Source organism: Enterobacter sp. BIDMC93 (assembly GCF_001037805.1).
Classification (GTDB): Bacteria; Pseudomonadota; Gammaproteobacteria; order Enterobacterales; family Enterobacteriaceae; genus Enterobacter; species Enterobacter hormaechei_C.
Map to the genome: position 1 here is coordinate 46,966 of NZ_KQ089962.1, position 13,449 is coordinate 60,414.

Annotated in this window: 12 protein-coding genes; 5 read left to right on the forward strand and 7 right to left on the reverse strand. The window is 57.0% G+C overall.

Annotation, left to right across the window (positions count from 1 at the left end):
* The first annotated feature begins 252 nt into the window (after positions 1–252).
* The 3 genes from acs (at position 253) to actP (ending at position 4,300) form a co-directional block, all read left to right on the forward strand.
* Entirely contained in the window at positions 253–2,211 is a 1,959-nt protein-coding gene (acs, locus tag SK58_RS00235) for an acetate--CoA ligase (RefSeq protein ID WP_040117094.1), read from the forward strand.
* 128 nt (positions 2,212–2,339) lie between these two features.
* A complete protein-coding gene (locus tag SK58_RS00240) occupies positions 2,340–2,654 on the forward strand; it encodes a DUF485 domain-containing protein (RefSeq protein ID WP_017382635.1) in 315 nt (104 codons plus the stop codon).
* Positions 2,651–4,300: a cation/acetate symporter ActP gene (gene actP, locus SK58_RS00245; RefSeq protein ID WP_017382634.1), complete on the forward strand. Its 1,650-nt coding sequence runs from the start codon at positions 2,651–2,653 to the stop codon at positions 4,298–4,300. The genes SK58_RS00240 and actP overlap by 4 nt, the downstream gene beginning before the upstream one ends.
* 33 nt (positions 4,301–4,333) lie before the next feature.
* On the opposite strand, the gene SK58_RS00250 is transcribed toward actP, so the two are convergent.
* Entirely contained in the window at positions 4,334–5,023 is a 690-nt protein-coding gene (locus tag SK58_RS00250; RefSeq protein WP_048219185.1) for an LrgB family protein, read from the reverse strand.
* The gene (locus SK58_RS00255) at positions 5,016–5,426 is read right to left on the reverse strand and encodes a CidA/LrgA family protein (RefSeq protein WP_032668810.1); all 411 of its coding nucleotides are present in this window, start codon (positions 5,424–5,426) and stop codon (positions 5,016–5,018) included. Before SK58_RS00255 ends, SK58_RS00250 begins: the two co-directional genes overlap by 8 nt.
* A 102-nt stretch (positions 5,427–5,528) precedes the next feature.
* On the opposite strand from SK58_RS00255, the gene SK58_RS00260 reads away from it, so the two are divergent.
* Positions 5,529–6,443, forward strand: a complete 915-nt coding sequence (locus SK58_RS00260; protein WP_048219187.1) for a LysR family transcriptional regulator — start codon at positions 5,529–5,531, stop codon at positions 6,441–6,443.
* Between the two features lie 36 nt (positions 6,444–6,479).
* Here the strand turns inward: SK58_RS00260 and SK58_RS00265 are convergent, their stop codons facing one another.
* The 4 genes from SK58_RS00265 to soxR form a co-directional block, all read right to left on the reverse strand.
* Complete coding sequence (locus SK58_RS00265; protein WP_003860270.1) at positions 6,480–8,126, reverse strand: Na+/H+ antiporter; 1,647 nt, start codon at positions 8,124–8,126, stop codon at positions 6,480–6,482.
* A 152-nt stretch (positions 8,127–8,278) separates the two neighbouring features.
* Positions 8,279–9,628: a guanine/hypoxanthine transporter GhxP gene (gene ghxP, locus SK58_RS00270; protein ID WP_023295766.1), complete on the reverse strand. Its 1,350-nt coding sequence runs from the start codon at positions 9,626–9,628 to the stop codon at positions 8,279–8,281.
* A 297-nt stretch (positions 9,629–9,925) separates the two neighbouring features.
* On the reverse strand, positions 9,926–10,597 hold the full coding sequence (locus tag SK58_RS00275) for a glutathione S-transferase family protein (protein ID WP_017694715.1): 672 nt from the start codon (positions 10,595–10,597) through the stop codon (positions 9,926–9,928).
* Positions 10,598–10,953: 356 nt separating this feature from the next.
* Positions 10,954–11,412: a redox-sensitive transcriptional activator SoxR gene (soxR, locus tag SK58_RS00280; protein ID WP_003860275.1), complete on the reverse strand. Its 459-nt coding sequence runs from the start codon at positions 11,410–11,412 to the stop codon at positions 10,954–10,956.
* Positions 11,413–11,510: 98 nt separating this feature from the next.
* Between soxR and soxS the strand changes: the two genes are divergently transcribed.
* On the forward strand, positions 11,511–11,837 hold the full coding sequence (gene soxS, locus SK58_RS00285; RefSeq protein ID WP_003860277.1) for a superoxide response transcriptional regulator SoxS: 327 nt from the start codon (positions 11,511–11,513) through the stop codon (positions 11,835–11,837).
* Positions 11,838–11,843: 6 nt separating this feature from the next.
* Here soxS and SK58_RS00290 read toward each other — a convergent pair whose 3' ends face one another.
* Positions 11,844–13,409 carry an EAL domain-containing protein gene (locus SK58_RS00290; RefSeq protein WP_015570189.1) on the reverse strand — a complete coding sequence of 522 codons (1,566 nt, stop codon included), beginning with the start codon at positions 13,407–13,409 and terminating at the stop codon, positions 11,844–11,846.
* Between the last annotated feature and the right edge of the window lie 40 nt (positions 13,410–13,449).

Here is a 13,449-nt window from a genome sequence, read left to right on the forward strand (position 1 = left end):
GCAAAAAGCGTCATTGACGGTAATTTATAGCAATTCGCATAAATAACCGTTTGTTATACAAAATATTTTCACTTCAAAAAAGTGAATAATTCTTCAGATGAATTATTTCCCTTCAAAGTTTCATTCGCTCAATTTTCATACTCTTCAGACATTGCGTGATCTGTCGCCCAAATACTAAACAAAGCTTGTAAAGCCCCTACTATTAACGTTTTTGCGACATATTATTAACATCTTACAAGGAGAAAAAAAGCCATGAGCCAAATACACAAACACGACATTCCCGCAAACATTGCGGACCGTTGCCTGATAAGCCCGGAGCAGTACCAGGAGAAATACCAGCAGTCCGTTTCCAGCCCTGACGCGTTCTGGGGTGAGCAGGGTCACATCCTCGACTGGATCAAACCTTATCAGAAGGTAAAGAACACCTCTTTCGCGCCGGGCAACGTCTCCATTAAATGGTATGAAGACGGCACGCTGAACCTGGCGGCAAACTGTCTGGACCGCCATCTTGCTGAACGAGGCAACGAAACGGCCATTATCTGGGAAGGCGACGATGCCTCCCAGAGCAAACACATCTCGTATAAAGAACTGCATCGCGACGTGTGCCGCTTTGCCAACGTGCTGCTGGCCCAGGGCATTAAAAAAGGCGATGTGGTGGCGATCTATATGCCAATGGTGCCGGAAGCCGCCGTGGCTATGCTGGCCTGCGCGCGCATCGGCGCGATCCACTCCGTTATCTTCGGCGGTTTCTCGCCGGAGGCGGTTGCCGGGCGTATTGTCGACTCAAATTCGAAGCTGGTGATCACCGCTGACGAGGGCGTGCGCGCCGGGCGCGGTATTCCGCTGAAGAAAAACGTTGATGAAGCGCTGAAAAACCCGAACGTAAAATCCATCAACAACGTCATTGTCCTCAAGCGCACGGGCGGCAAAATCGACTGGCACGAGGGGCGCGACCTGTGGTGGAGCGATCTGATTGAAAACGCGAGCGACCAGCATCAGCCGGAAGAGATGAACGCGGAAGATCCGCTGTTTATCCTGTATACCTCCGGCTCCACCGGTAAGCCGAAAGGCGTGCTGCATACCACCGGCGGTTATCTGGTCTATGCGGCCACCACCTTTAAATACGTTTTCGACTATCATCCGGGCGACATCTACTGGTGTACTGCCGACGTGGGCTGGGTCACCGGTCACAGCTACCTGCTGTACGGCCCGCTGGCCTGCGGCGCAACGACGCTGATGTTTGAAGGCGTACCGAACTGGCCGACCCCGGCGCGTATGTGCCAGGTGGTTGATAAGCATCAGGTCAACATTCTCTATACCGCGCCAACGGCGATCCGTGCGCTAATGGCGGAAGGCGATAAAGCCATCGAAGGGACCGACCGCTCTTCCCTGCGCATCCTCGGCTCCGTGGGCGAGCCGATCAACCCGGAAGCCTGGGAGTGGTACTGGAAGAAGATCGGCAACGAGAAGTGCCCGGTGATGGACACCTGGTGGCAGACCGAAACCGGCGGCTTCATGATCACCCCGATGCCGGGTGCCACGCAGCTGAAAGCCGGTTCGGCCACCCGTCCGTTCTTCGGCGTGCAGCCTGCGCTGGTGGACAACGAAGGCAATCCGCAGGAAGGCGCTACCGAGGGCAACCTGGTGATCGTCGATTCCTGGCCTGGCCAGGCGCGTACCCTGTTCGGCGACCATGAGCGCTTCGAGCAGACCTACTTCTCGACCTTCAAAAACATGTACTTCAGCGGCGACGGCGCGCGCCGGGATGAAGACGGTTATTACTGGATCACCGGACGCGTGGACGACGTGCTGAACGTCTCCGGCCACCGTCTGGGCACGGCGGAGATTGAGTCTGCGCTGGTGTCGCATCCGAAAATTGCCGAAGCGGCGGTTGTCGGCATTCCTCACAACATCAAAGGCCAGGCGATCTACGCCTACGTCACCCTGAACCACGGCGAAGAGCCGTCGCCAGAGCTGTATACCGAGGTGCGCAACTGGGTGCGTAAAGAGATCGGCCCGCTTGCCACGCCGGACGTGCTGCACTGGACCGACTCGCTGCCGAAAACCCGTTCCGGCAAGATTATGCGCCGTATCCTGCGCAAAATCGCGGCGGGCGACACCAGTAACCTCGGTGATACCTCAACGCTGGCCGATCCTGGCGTGGTGGACAAACTGCTCGAAGAGAAGCAGGCCATCGCAATGCCTTCCTAGTGTTTTCTCCCTCTCCCCGTGGGAGAGGGCCGGGGTGAGGGCATCAGACCGCACCTTCCTCCCCTCACCCTCTCCCCACAGGGGAGAGGGGATAAAAACAAACCAACCTTACTTCTGGAGACTCTGTGATGAATAACGATATTTGTCAGCAGATAGAGAATAGTGCGCACTACAGGGAGCTCGTCGAAAAACGGCAACGGTTTGCCTTCATCCTTTCCATCATCATGCTGATTATCTACGTCGGCTTTATTCTGCTGATCGCCTTTGCGCCGCACTGGCTGGGCACCCCGCTGCATGAGGGTACCAGCGTCACGCGCGGTATTCCGATTGGGATTGGCGTGATCATCATTTCGTTTGTGCTCACGGGTGTGTACGTCTGGCGTGCGAACGGTGAATTCGATCGTCTTAACAGAGAAGTTCTGCGCGAGGTAAAAGCATCATGAAGCGAGTCCTGACGGCGCTAGCCGCCACACTTCCCTTTGCTGCCCATGCGGCAGATGCCCTTACCGGCGAGGTTCAGCGCCAGCCAACCAACTGGCAGGCGATTATCATGTTCCTGATTTTCGTGGTGCTGACGCTGTACATCACCTACTGGGCGTCGAAACGCGTACGCTCCCGTAACGATTACTACACCGCGGGCGGCAACATTACCGGCTTCCAGAACGGGCTGGCGATAGCGGGGGACTTTATGTCCGCCGCCTCGTTCCTCGGGATCTCCGCGCTGGTGTACACCTCCGGGTATGACGGCCTGATCTACTCCCTCGGGTTCCTGGTGGGCTGGCCAATCATTCTGTTCCTGATTGCCGAGCGCCTGCGTAACCTGGGGCGCTATACCTTTGCTGACGTCGCCTCCTATCGCCTGAAGCAGGGGCCGATTCGTACCCTCTCCGCCTGCGGTTCGCTGGTGGTGGTGGCACTCTATCTGATCGCCCAGATGGTCGGCGCGGGCAAACTGATCGAGCTGCTGTTCGGCCTGAACTACCACGTCGCGGTGGTGCTGGTCGGCGTGCTGATGGTGATGTACGTCCTGTTCGGCGGCATGCTGGCCACCACCTGGGTACAGATCATCAAAGCGGTACTACTGCTGTTCGGCGCCAGCTTTATGGCCTTTATGGTGATGAAGCACGTCGGGTTCAGCTTCAATAATCTGTTTACCGAAGCGATGGCGGTCCACCCGAAAGGGGAAGCGATCATGAGCCCGGGCGGGCTGGTGAAAGATCCGATATCCGCGCTCTCGCTCGGTCTCGGCCTGATGTTCGGTACCGCTGGCCTGCCGCATATCCTGATGCGTTTCTTCACGGTGTCAGATGCGCGTGAAGCGCGTAAAAGCGTGTTCTACGCCACCGGGTTTATGGGCTACTTCTACATTCTGACCTTTATCATCGGCTTCGGCGCAATCATGCTGGTGGGGGCAAACCCGGCGTTTAAAGACGCGGCGGGCGCGCTTATCGGCGGTAACAACATGGCGGCGGTGCATCTGGCCGACGCGGTGGGCGGCAACCTGTTCCTCGGCTTTATCTCTGCCGTGGCCTTTGCCACCATCCTCGCGGTGGTTGCAGGGCTGACGCTGGCCGGCGCGTCGGCGGTTTCGCATGACCTCTACGCCAACGTCTTCCGCAAAGGCGCAAGCGAGCGCGATGAGCTGAAAGTCTCCAAAATCACCGTGCTGGTGCTGGGGGTCGTCGCCATCCTGCTGGGGATTTTGTTCGAGAAGCAGAACATCGCCTTTATGGTCGGGCTGGCCTTCTCGATTGCGGCAAGCTGTAACTTCCCGATCATTCTGCTCTCCATGTACTGGTCAAAACTGACCACCCGTGGGGCGATGATCGGCGGCTGGCTGGGCCTGCTGACGGCGGTGATTCTGATGATCCTCGGCCCGACCATCTGGGTGCAGATCCTCGGTCACGAAAGCGCTATCTTCCCGTATGAATACCCGGCGCTGTTCTCCATTGCCGTGGCGTTTATCGGGATCTGGATCTTCTCTGCCACCGATAATTCACCGGAGGGTAACCTGGAGCGTGAAAAATTCCGCGCCCAGTTTATCCGCTCGCAAACCGGCCTGGGCGTTGAGCAGGGCCGCGCGCACTAAGCCTTTTCTCCCCGGTCGCTCTGGCCGGGGAGCTTAAAACAACACCCACGCCACCAGCGGCGCAATCAGCACCATCGTGACGCCCGAAAGCATCATCACCAGGCTCGCGACAACGCCCTCCTGCTGTCCCAGCTCATACGAACGTGCCGTCCCCGCCCCGTGCGACGCCGCGCCAAACCCCGCGCCTTTCGCCATCCCTTCGCGAATGGAAAGCCGCAGAAACAGCACATCCCCCACTGCCATGCCGAACACGCCCGTCACCACCACAAACAGCGCCACCAGATCCGGCTGGCCACCGAGCGGTTTGGCGGCTGCCAGCGCAAACGGTGTGGTCACCGAACGCACCGCCAGGCTGCGCTGGATTTCATCCGACAGGGTAAACAGCCGCGCCAGCCAGACCGAGCTGCACACCGCCACCACCGTCGCGGTGACGACGCCCGCGCTGAGCGACATCCAGTGGCGTCGGATAATAGCGAGGTTGTCATAAACGGGTACGGCGAAGGCGATGGTCGCCGGGCCAAGCAGCCACAGCAGCCAGTGGGATTCGCCAATGTAGTTCTGCCAGGAGATATGGCCGAAGACCAGCATCAGCACCAGCAGGATCGGCGTAAAGACCAGCGGCATCAGCGGCAGCGCGCGAAAGCGGCGATACAGGCGCTTGTTGGCAAAGTAGATGACGACTGTCGCAATCAGGCACAGCACGCTTATCTGAAAGTTAGTCATGCGTCTGCCTGCTGATTTCAAAGCGATACACTTTATCCACCACCCAGGCAGTGGCGCCCAGCACCATCAGCGTGCTCAGGGCGATAACCGCAAAGATGCGCCAGCCGTCGACCATCAGCAGCTGGGCATAGTTCACCACCGCCACCACGGCCGGCACAAAGAACAGCAGCATCTCCGCCAGCAACCAGCGTGCGCCGGCCCGCACCCAGCTAAGGGGCAACGCGCGACAGAGGATCAGCGTCAGCAACAGCACCATCCCCACCAGGTTGGCGGGTAAAGGCAGATGCAGCCAGTCGACAAGATATTCCGCGAAAACAAACAGTCCCGCGTAAAGCAGTACCTGAACCGGTACCTGGAGTCGTTGAACAACGGCAGGCGTAACACGGCTTAACGCCACGGCCATGGGGGTTTTCCTCAGAAATGAGACGAGGCGCCAGTATAGTGAGCGTACGGTATCGACTGAAATGAATTAAAATCATCGAAGGTATAGTTTCGAGGAATAATCATGGACATAAGAACGCTGCGCTATTTTGTCGAGGTGGTTCGCCAGCAAAGTTTTACCCGCGCAGCGGAGAAGTTATTCGTAACCCAGCCAACCATCAGCAAGATGCTGAAAAACCTCGAAGATGAGCTGAACTGTACCCTGCTGATCCGCGACGGGCGCAAGCTGCTGCTGACCGATACCGGTCGCGTGGTGTTCGAGCGCGGGCTGGCAATTCTGGCGGAGTTCCGCCAGCTGGAGGCCGAGCTTGGGGACATCAACCATCTGACAAAAGGGCTGCTGCGGCTCGGTATTCCGCCGATGGTCGGCATGATGATGGCCGGTCCGATAAGCCTGTTTCGTCAGCGCTATCCCGGCGTTGAGCTAAAAATTTCTGAATTTGGCGGCCTGACCGTGCAGCAGGCGGTGATGAACGGTGAACTGGACGTGGCCATGACCGCCCTTCCCGTGGAGGAGGAAAGCGGCCTGGCGACGCTGCCTCTGTTCAGCCACCCGCTGTGCGTGCTGGTTCCGCGCTCCGGCGACTGGCTGAAGATTGAGTCAGTAAAACCCGAGCTGCTCGGCGAGCACCCTCTGCTTATTTACAACGAAGATTTTGCCTTAAGCCGCCAGCTGATGGCGCTGTTTAACCAGCATAACGTGAAGCCGCGCATTGCGGTGCGCAGCGGCCAGTGGGATTTTCTGGCGGCGATGGTACAGGCGGGCGTGGGGATTGCCATTCTGCCGCAGCCGATCTGCGAGCGGCTGGATAAAAATACGCTGCGCTGGATCCCGCTGGAGAGCGACCTGCACTGGCAGCTGGGGATGATCTGGCGTGAAGGGGTCTATCTGTCGCACAGCGCACAGGCGTGGTTGCAATGTTGTGAGGGGTTTTGGGTACCCTCTCTCACAGGGAGAGGGTACCGATCGAGCACGTAGGCCCGGTAAGCGCAGCGCCACCGGGCAATTACAGCGCTACTGATTCTCAATCAACAACGCTTCCAGCAGATCCAGATCGTGCAGCAGCTTTTGCAGCGTCTCGTTGCTGATCTGCCGCGTGGCGCGCAGGTGATACAGCTCGGCACGCTCGGAGCGCAGCGCCGCCAGGCGGAAACGGCGTTCGAGGTTCTCTTCCTGCAACGAACTTTCCACGTCGTTACGTCCGTCAGCACGGCGACGCAAATTACCGATCACGCGTGAACTGACTTCCTTCAGCAGCTGGTTATCAATGTTCTCTTCGGCATCGGCGGCCAGACGCTCCTCCATCTTCTCGATGGCGACAATCGCCACTTCCGCCGTCGCCGCACGGGCAATCCGCTCTTCTTTGTGCTGTTGCGAGGAGTCACCCGCGTCAATATGTTGCAGCAGAATCGGCAGCATAATCACGCCGACAAACAGGGAGAAGAGGATCACGCCCGCCGCCAGGAACACCAGCTCGTAGCGCGCCGGGAAGACGTCACCCGTCGGCAGCAGCAGAGGAATGGAGAGCACACCAGCAAGGGTGATCGCCCCGCGCACGCCCGCGAAAGAGGCAATCAGCAGCTCGCGCGTGGTCCACGAGCCGAACTCCATCGGCTTTTTGGTCAGGAAGCGAACGCTGAATTTCTTCATCGTCCACAGCCAGCCGAAACGCACCAGCATCAGCGCAAGGTAGATGAGCACGATATCGGTAAACAGCATCCAGACTTCAACGTTTGGATCCGCTTCGGCTGCAATCAGCGAGGATTCCATAATGCCCGGCAGTTGCAGACCCAACAGCAGGAACACCATGCCGTTAAACACAAACTCGAGCATGGCCCAGGTACTGTTCGCACGCAGGCGCATCGCCAGCGGCGCGCGGCGCATAACGCCGGAGCGGGTGATGGTCATCCCCGCGGCTACCGCCGCCAGAATACCCGACACGCCGATGTGTTCGGCAATCAGGTAAGAGGCAAACGGCAGCAGGAACAGCAGGACGATCTGCGTAGCGGGTTCGTCGCCACCCCAGCGGCTGAGGAAGCGCAGCGAGCGTCCGTACAGCCAGCTCACCACAAAGCCCGCGAGGATACCGCCAATCGCCACCTTGAAGAATTCCAGGGTCGCACCGCCGACGGTAAAGACCATGGTGCCCATGGCAACCGCCACGGCAAACTTCAGGGCGACCAGGCCAGAGGCGTCGTTCATCAGCGCCTCGCCCTGCAAAATGCCCATGATTTTCTTTGGAATGCGCCCTTCGCCCACAATGCCGGACAGCGCCACGGCGTCGGTAGGCGACAGCACGGCGGCCAGCGCAAAGGCGGGTATGAGCGGGATCCCCGGTACGGCCCAGTAGATCAGAAAACCAATCCCGACCACGGTGACCACCACCAGCGCCAGCGCCAGGCCGAAGATCTCTCGCCCGTGCTCCAGAAATTCGCGCGTCGGCGTTTTCCAGCCATCGGCAAACAGCAGCGGCGGGATAAACAGCACGAGGAACAGTTCCGGATCGAACTCCACGTGCAGACCGAACGTCGGCCACGCCAGCAGCGCACCGATAGCTATTTGCATTAAAGGCAGGGGGACCTGGAAGGGCAGTACGCGTGTAACCACCCCGGATAATGAGACCACAAGGGTCATGATGAGTATTGTGAAGAAAATTTCCATGCGTTCCCTGTTTGCTGTGTTTCTTATATGCCAAACCTGAGGCGTCGTGCCTCTTATTCTATCCTCTCCAGAGTAACGTAAAAGGCAACAGGATGAGTCCTGAAAATAAAAACGGGCGGCCTGAGCCACCCGTTTTCGCATAAAAAGTCAATTCAGATGGCCCAGCCGCCCGCGTAAAACGCCACCAGCGCAACGGCGATGACCACGGTACCGATGTTCAGCTTACGCCACTCACCGGAGACCAGACGCCCAATCACCAGCGAGGCGAAACCGATCATAATGCCGGTCACGATGTTACAGGTCAGCACGATGAATACCGCAGTGATCAGGCCGGACATGGCATCAACAAAATCCGCGAAGTCGATTTTCGCCACGTTGCTCAGCATCAGCAGGCCGACGTACATCAGCGCAGGTGCGGTCGCGTAAGCCGGCACCAGATAAGAGAGCGGAGAGAGGAACAGGATCAGCAGGAACAGCACGCCAACGGTGATGGCCGTCAGGCCGGTTTTACCGCCTGCCGCCGTACCCGCTGCGGACTCAATGTACACCGCCGCAGGCGCCGCACCCACCAGGCCAGAGAAAACGCTGCTCAGGGAGTCGGTGGTCAGCGCTTTGCCGCCGTCAATAATCTGTCCGTCTTTATCCAGCAGGTTAGCCTGACCGGCCACTGCGCGGATGGTGCCCGTGGCATCAAACACCGCGGTCATTACCAGCGCCAGCACGCTTGGCAAGATCACCGGGTTCAGCGCGCCCACAATATCCAGGCTGCCAATCAGGGAGTTACCGTTGTCATCGCTCAGCGACGGCATGGCGAAAATCCCGGAGAAATGAACGGTCGGGTCGAAGATCAGGCCGACGATGGACACGCCGATAATGGTCAGCAGAATGCCGCCCGGCACTTTCAGTTTTTCCAGGCCAATGATCACCGCCAGACCCACCAGCGACATGATCACCGGGAAGCTCGCGAAGTTACCCAGCGCAACCGGCAGGCCGTCCAGCGGGTTCTTGATGACCAGACCCACGCCGTTGGCAGCGATCAGCAGCAGGAACAGGCCAATACCGATGCCGGTGCCGTGCGCCACGCCCTGCGGCAGGTTGCGCAAAATCCAGCTACGAATGCCGGTTGCTGAAATTACGGTGAACAGCACGCCCATCAGGAACACGGCGCCGAGCGCTACCGGGACGCTGATATGCTGGCCCAGCACCAGGCTGAAGGCGGTAAACGCGGTCAGGGAGATGGCGCACCCGATCGCCAGCGGCAGGTTCGCCCACAGGCCCATCACAATCGAACCCACACCCGCAACCAGGCAGGTGGCAACGAAGACCGCCGCTGGCGGGAAGCCCGCTTTGCCGAGCATGCCTGGCACCACGATGACGGAGTACACCATCGCCAGAAACGTGGTCAGACCGGCAACAACTTCCTGGCGCACGGTGCTGCCGCGAGCAGAAATTTTAAACATGGCGTCAAGTGAACCGCCGGTACGCGCAGATGGCGTAGACATAGAAAACATCCCCTGAAAATTTTTATTGAAAGTCCGTAAGCGTGGTGGAGACTCCACTGCCAGCGAAACGTCAAATCCTTGTGCTGCGTTTGCGACGAAAGGGGCGTCACAAAAAAAGCAAACGTTTAGCTCCGCGCTTACAAAACGGGTGGTCAAATGTAGGCAAACGATTATCTAGCCTAATACCCGCCCTTTTCAACTGAACTTTCTCGTTTTTCGCTAAAATTGCCTCATGACGATGAAGAATTAAGCAGAGGATGCGCAAACGTTATCGTCCATGCGCAATTTCGTTACATTTCATCCCTCGCCGGGGATTGTCAGCGGGCCGCCTTTCGCAAGCGTTGTCTGCCAGCCCGGACGTGCCTCCACTCTCTGTTTCCACGCCGCTATGTGGTCGAGATTGTCAATGCCGCCTCTCGCCAGCAGGGCGAAGAGGGGAAAACTCATCTGGATATCAGCCATGGTCAGCGTGTCGCCGGCAAACCAGCTGTTTTCGGCAAGATGATCGTTAATAAAGCGCGCATGCGTTTCCAGCTGGCGGTTGAGATACGCTTTTTGCACCCCCTGCCCCAGCGCCTTACCCAGCGTGCGCAGGCCAAACGGGACGGGTGGTTTGCCGAGGCTGTTAAACACCAGCTTCATTAACAGTAGCGGCATCAAAGACCCTTCGGCGTAATGCAGCCAGAAGCGATACTGCACTTTATGGGCGGGATCTAACGGTTTGAATCGTGACGCCGAATCGTACGTTTCCTGAAGATATTCCAGAATCGCGCCTGATTCGGCCAGCACCAGTCCGTTATCTTCCAGTACCGGGGATTTCCCCAGCGGATGCACTTTTTTGAGCGAATCCGGTGCAAGCATGGATTTCTCGCGCTGGTAGCGCACAATCTCATACGTCAGACCCAGCTCTTCCAGCGCCCAGAGGACGCGATGTGAACGAGACTGATTAAGGTGGTGGACCGTTAGCATGATGTTCTCCGGTGATTCATACTTTTTAACTATAGAAAACTGAACAACTTCACGAAAAAAATTCGGCTAAAATCTCACCGTCTCCGGTGGCAAAAACGGCGGCCGGGCATAGAATTAAAGTGTCAGTACAAACCGGAACCTCCTCCACAAGCTCGACACGAGGGGTACTGATGTCGGGGGAAACCCTCCCGTGAGCCAGCGGGATAGAGAGAAAGACAAAGACCGGAAAAAACTAAAGCGCCCTTAGTGGCGCTTTAGTTCTTTATGCTTATTGCCGGGTGGCGGCTGCGCCTTACCCGGCCTGCAAAACCGAGAGCGTAGGCCGGGTAAGCGAAGCGCCACCCGGCAAACACCTCTCAATCCTCCTCCAGCAACCGCGCCCCCGTTCCCTGCTCGCCCAGCCTGTCACCCGGGTTACGTAGCGGACAATCGCTGCGTGATAAACACCCGCAACCAATGCAGCCGTCCAGCTCATCGCGCAGGGCCACCAGCGTGTGAATACGACGATCCAGCTCTTCTCGCCACTGGGACGACAGCTGCTTCCACTCCTTCGCGCTCAGCGAGTGCCCTTCCGGCAATACGCCGAACGCGTCACCGATGGTGGCCAGAGGAATGCCGATACGTTGCGCAATTTTGATGATCGCCACGTAGCGGAGCACATCGCGGGTGTAGCGCCGCTGGTTTCCGGCGTTACGGATACTTTTTATTAACCCTTTGCTTTCATAGAAGTGGAGTGCCGACACCGCCACACCGCTTCGCTTAGCCACTTCACCGGGGGTTAACAGCGCTTTGATGCGCGGTAATCTCTTTTCCATAAAACCTCTTTACCTCAAGTTAACTTGAGGAATTATACTCCCCCGCAGAGAAAACGACGAATCAACCAGGACAGATGTCTCCACAGAGGGGTAACCTTATGTCGCATCAGCAAATTATTCAGACACTTATTGAATGGATTGATGAACATATCGACCAGCCGTTGAACATTGATGTGGTCGCTAAGAAGTCGGGCTATTCGAAATGGTATTTACAGAGAATGTTCCGCACCGTAATGCATCAAACGCTGGGTGATTACATTCGCCAGCGCAGGCTCCTGCTGGCGGCGCAGGCGTTACGCTCCACGCAGCGGCCCATTTTTGATATCGCAATGGATCTGGGCTATGTGTCGCAGCAGACCTTTTCCCGCGTCTTCCGCCGCGAGTTTGACCGTACGCCGAGCGACTACCGCCATCAGCTTAATTAATGCGTGTTAACGCAAGGGTTGCTGCTGCCAGGCCATAAATGCCTGGGGCGGCATCGCTTTCGCGAAGTGCCATCCCTGACAATACTGCACGCCACGCTTCAGCAACCAGCTCACCTGCTCCCCCGTCTCGACCCCTTCCGCAATGGTTTTCAGCCGCAGGCTTTGCGCCATCTCAATGATGTGCTCGGCAATCAGGTGGCTGGTGCTGTTGGTGGTTAAGGTATCGATAAAGGATTTGTCGATTTTCAGGATATCGACGTTCAGCGAATAGAGGTTATGCAGGTTAGAGTAGCCGGTTCCGAAATCATCAATCGCCACTTCATACCCCGCCTGGCGAAACGCCTGAATGACCGGCGTGGTTTTTGGCACGTCAATAAACCCCCGCTCCGTCACCTCAATTTTGATTTGCTGCGCGCGAACCGAGTAAAAGCGGGCTTTGTCGGAGATCAGGGCGATAAGACGCGAAGAGTGAAAATCCGACGCCGACAGGTTAATCGAGACATACAGATCGGGATGAGCGGCAAGAAAATGGCCCAGATCGCTGAACACCTCCTCCACGACGTAATCCGTAATGCGCTCAATCATCCCCTCTTTTTCTGCCAGGGGAATAAATTCCGCCGGGCTCATAACCTGACCATTGAATCCAGGCCAGCGCAACAACGCCTCTGCCCCCACGCACTGGTTATTTTTAATATCAATAATGGGCTGATAATGGACGCACAGCTGGCGTTTATTCAGCGCCCGGTGCAGAAGTCGGCCAGGCGAATTGAATTCACGGTGTGTACGCGACCACACCAGCAGAATAATAATGCTGCAAATTATCCCCAGCGGTAGCGTCAGGGTAGCCTGATGATAAAGCGTTTTATAAAAACGGGCGCTGGAGGTTGAAACGATGGCCGCAATCGGCCGCTGCCCGGATTTCACGATCGTATAAAAACGGTCACCTTTCTGAAAAGTCGTTTCCTGATGTCGAAGCATCGAATGCAATAAAGAAATATTGGCTTTCTGGCTTACAGAAAAGAATGCATTGCTGACGGTGTCATACACCCCCCACGACAGGGAACGATCGTCTGACATCACCTCACTGTACGAAAGCGGGTTGACCACTGCGACATAATTTCCGCGCTGCATATATATCATTTTATAACCATCAAAAAATGGCGTATCGCGAAAATAATAGATAGCAACGTCGGGTTTACGTGTGTAATTGGCAGCGGGAATGGTGTAAGGATGATCCGGCGTAAAAAGGGTCGAGCAGAGAAACGACTGGCCTTCAGCATAAATTAAATCGGCAACAAAAAGACGACCGCGGGAAACGTTCAACATATATTGACGATGCTCCGGCGTACACACTTTTCCCTGATATTTTTCCGCGTCTTCCCGGGCCAGATCAACCTGTTGAATAACCCGTTCAGTTTTGTTTAAAGCAAGTTCAGCAAACGTGCGCAGCTGGGCGCTGATTTCCGACACGGCTCTAAGCTGGGCAAACCATAGCGCAAGCATCACCGGCAGCATAACTACCATGATAATCCCGACCACTTTGAGCATGTTGCGCAGCGCGCTACGATTCATTTCCCGCTCTGTATCCCTGCATGTTGTACGCCTGTAGCAA

Bases quoted from the DNA above. Each gene is read 5' to 3' on its own strand.
- acs (WP_040117094.1), top strand. From the start codon at position 253: ATGAGCCAAATACACAAACACGACATTCCCGCAAACATTGCGGACCGT.
- SK58_RS00240 (WP_017382635.1), top strand. From the start codon at position 2,340: ATGAATAACGATATTTGTCAGCAGATAGAGAATAGTGCGCACTACAGG.
- actP (WP_017382634.1), top strand. From the start codon at position 2,651: ATGAAGCGAGTCCTGACGGCGCTAGCCGCCACACTTCCCTTTGCTGCC.
- SK58_RS00250 (WP_048219185.1), bottom strand. From the start codon at position 5,023: ATGACTAACTTTCAGATAAGCGTGCTGTGCCTGATTGCGACAGTCGTC.
- SK58_RS00255 (WP_032668810.1), bottom strand. From the start codon at position 5,426: ATGGCCGTGGCGTTAAGCCGTGTTACGCCTGCCGTTGTTCAACGACTC.
- SK58_RS00260 (WP_048219187.1), top strand. From the start codon at position 5,529: ATGGACATAAGAACGCTGCGCTATTTTGTCGAGGTGGTTCGCCAGCAA.
- SK58_RS00265 (WP_003860270.1), bottom strand. From the start codon at position 8,126: ATGGAAATTTTCTTCACAATACTCATCATGACCCTTGTGGTCTCATTA.
- ghxP (WP_023295766.1), bottom strand. From the start codon at position 9,628: ATGTCTACGCCATCTGCGCGTACCGGCGGTTCACTTGACGCCATGTTT.
- SK58_RS00275 (WP_017694715.1), bottom strand. From the start codon at position 10,597: ATGCTAACGGTCCACCACCTTAATCAGTCTCGTTCACATCGCGTCCTC.
- soxR (WP_003860275.1), bottom strand. From the start codon at position 11,412: ATGGAAAAGAGATTACCGCGCATCAAAGCGCTGTTAACCCCCGGTGAA.
- soxS (WP_003860277.1), top strand. From the start codon at position 11,511: ATGTCGCATCAGCAAATTATTCAGACACTTATTGAATGGATTGATGAA.
- SK58_RS00290 (WP_015570189.1), bottom strand. From the start codon at position 13,409: ATGAATCGTAGCGCGCTGCGCAACATGCTCAAAGTGGTCGGGATTATC.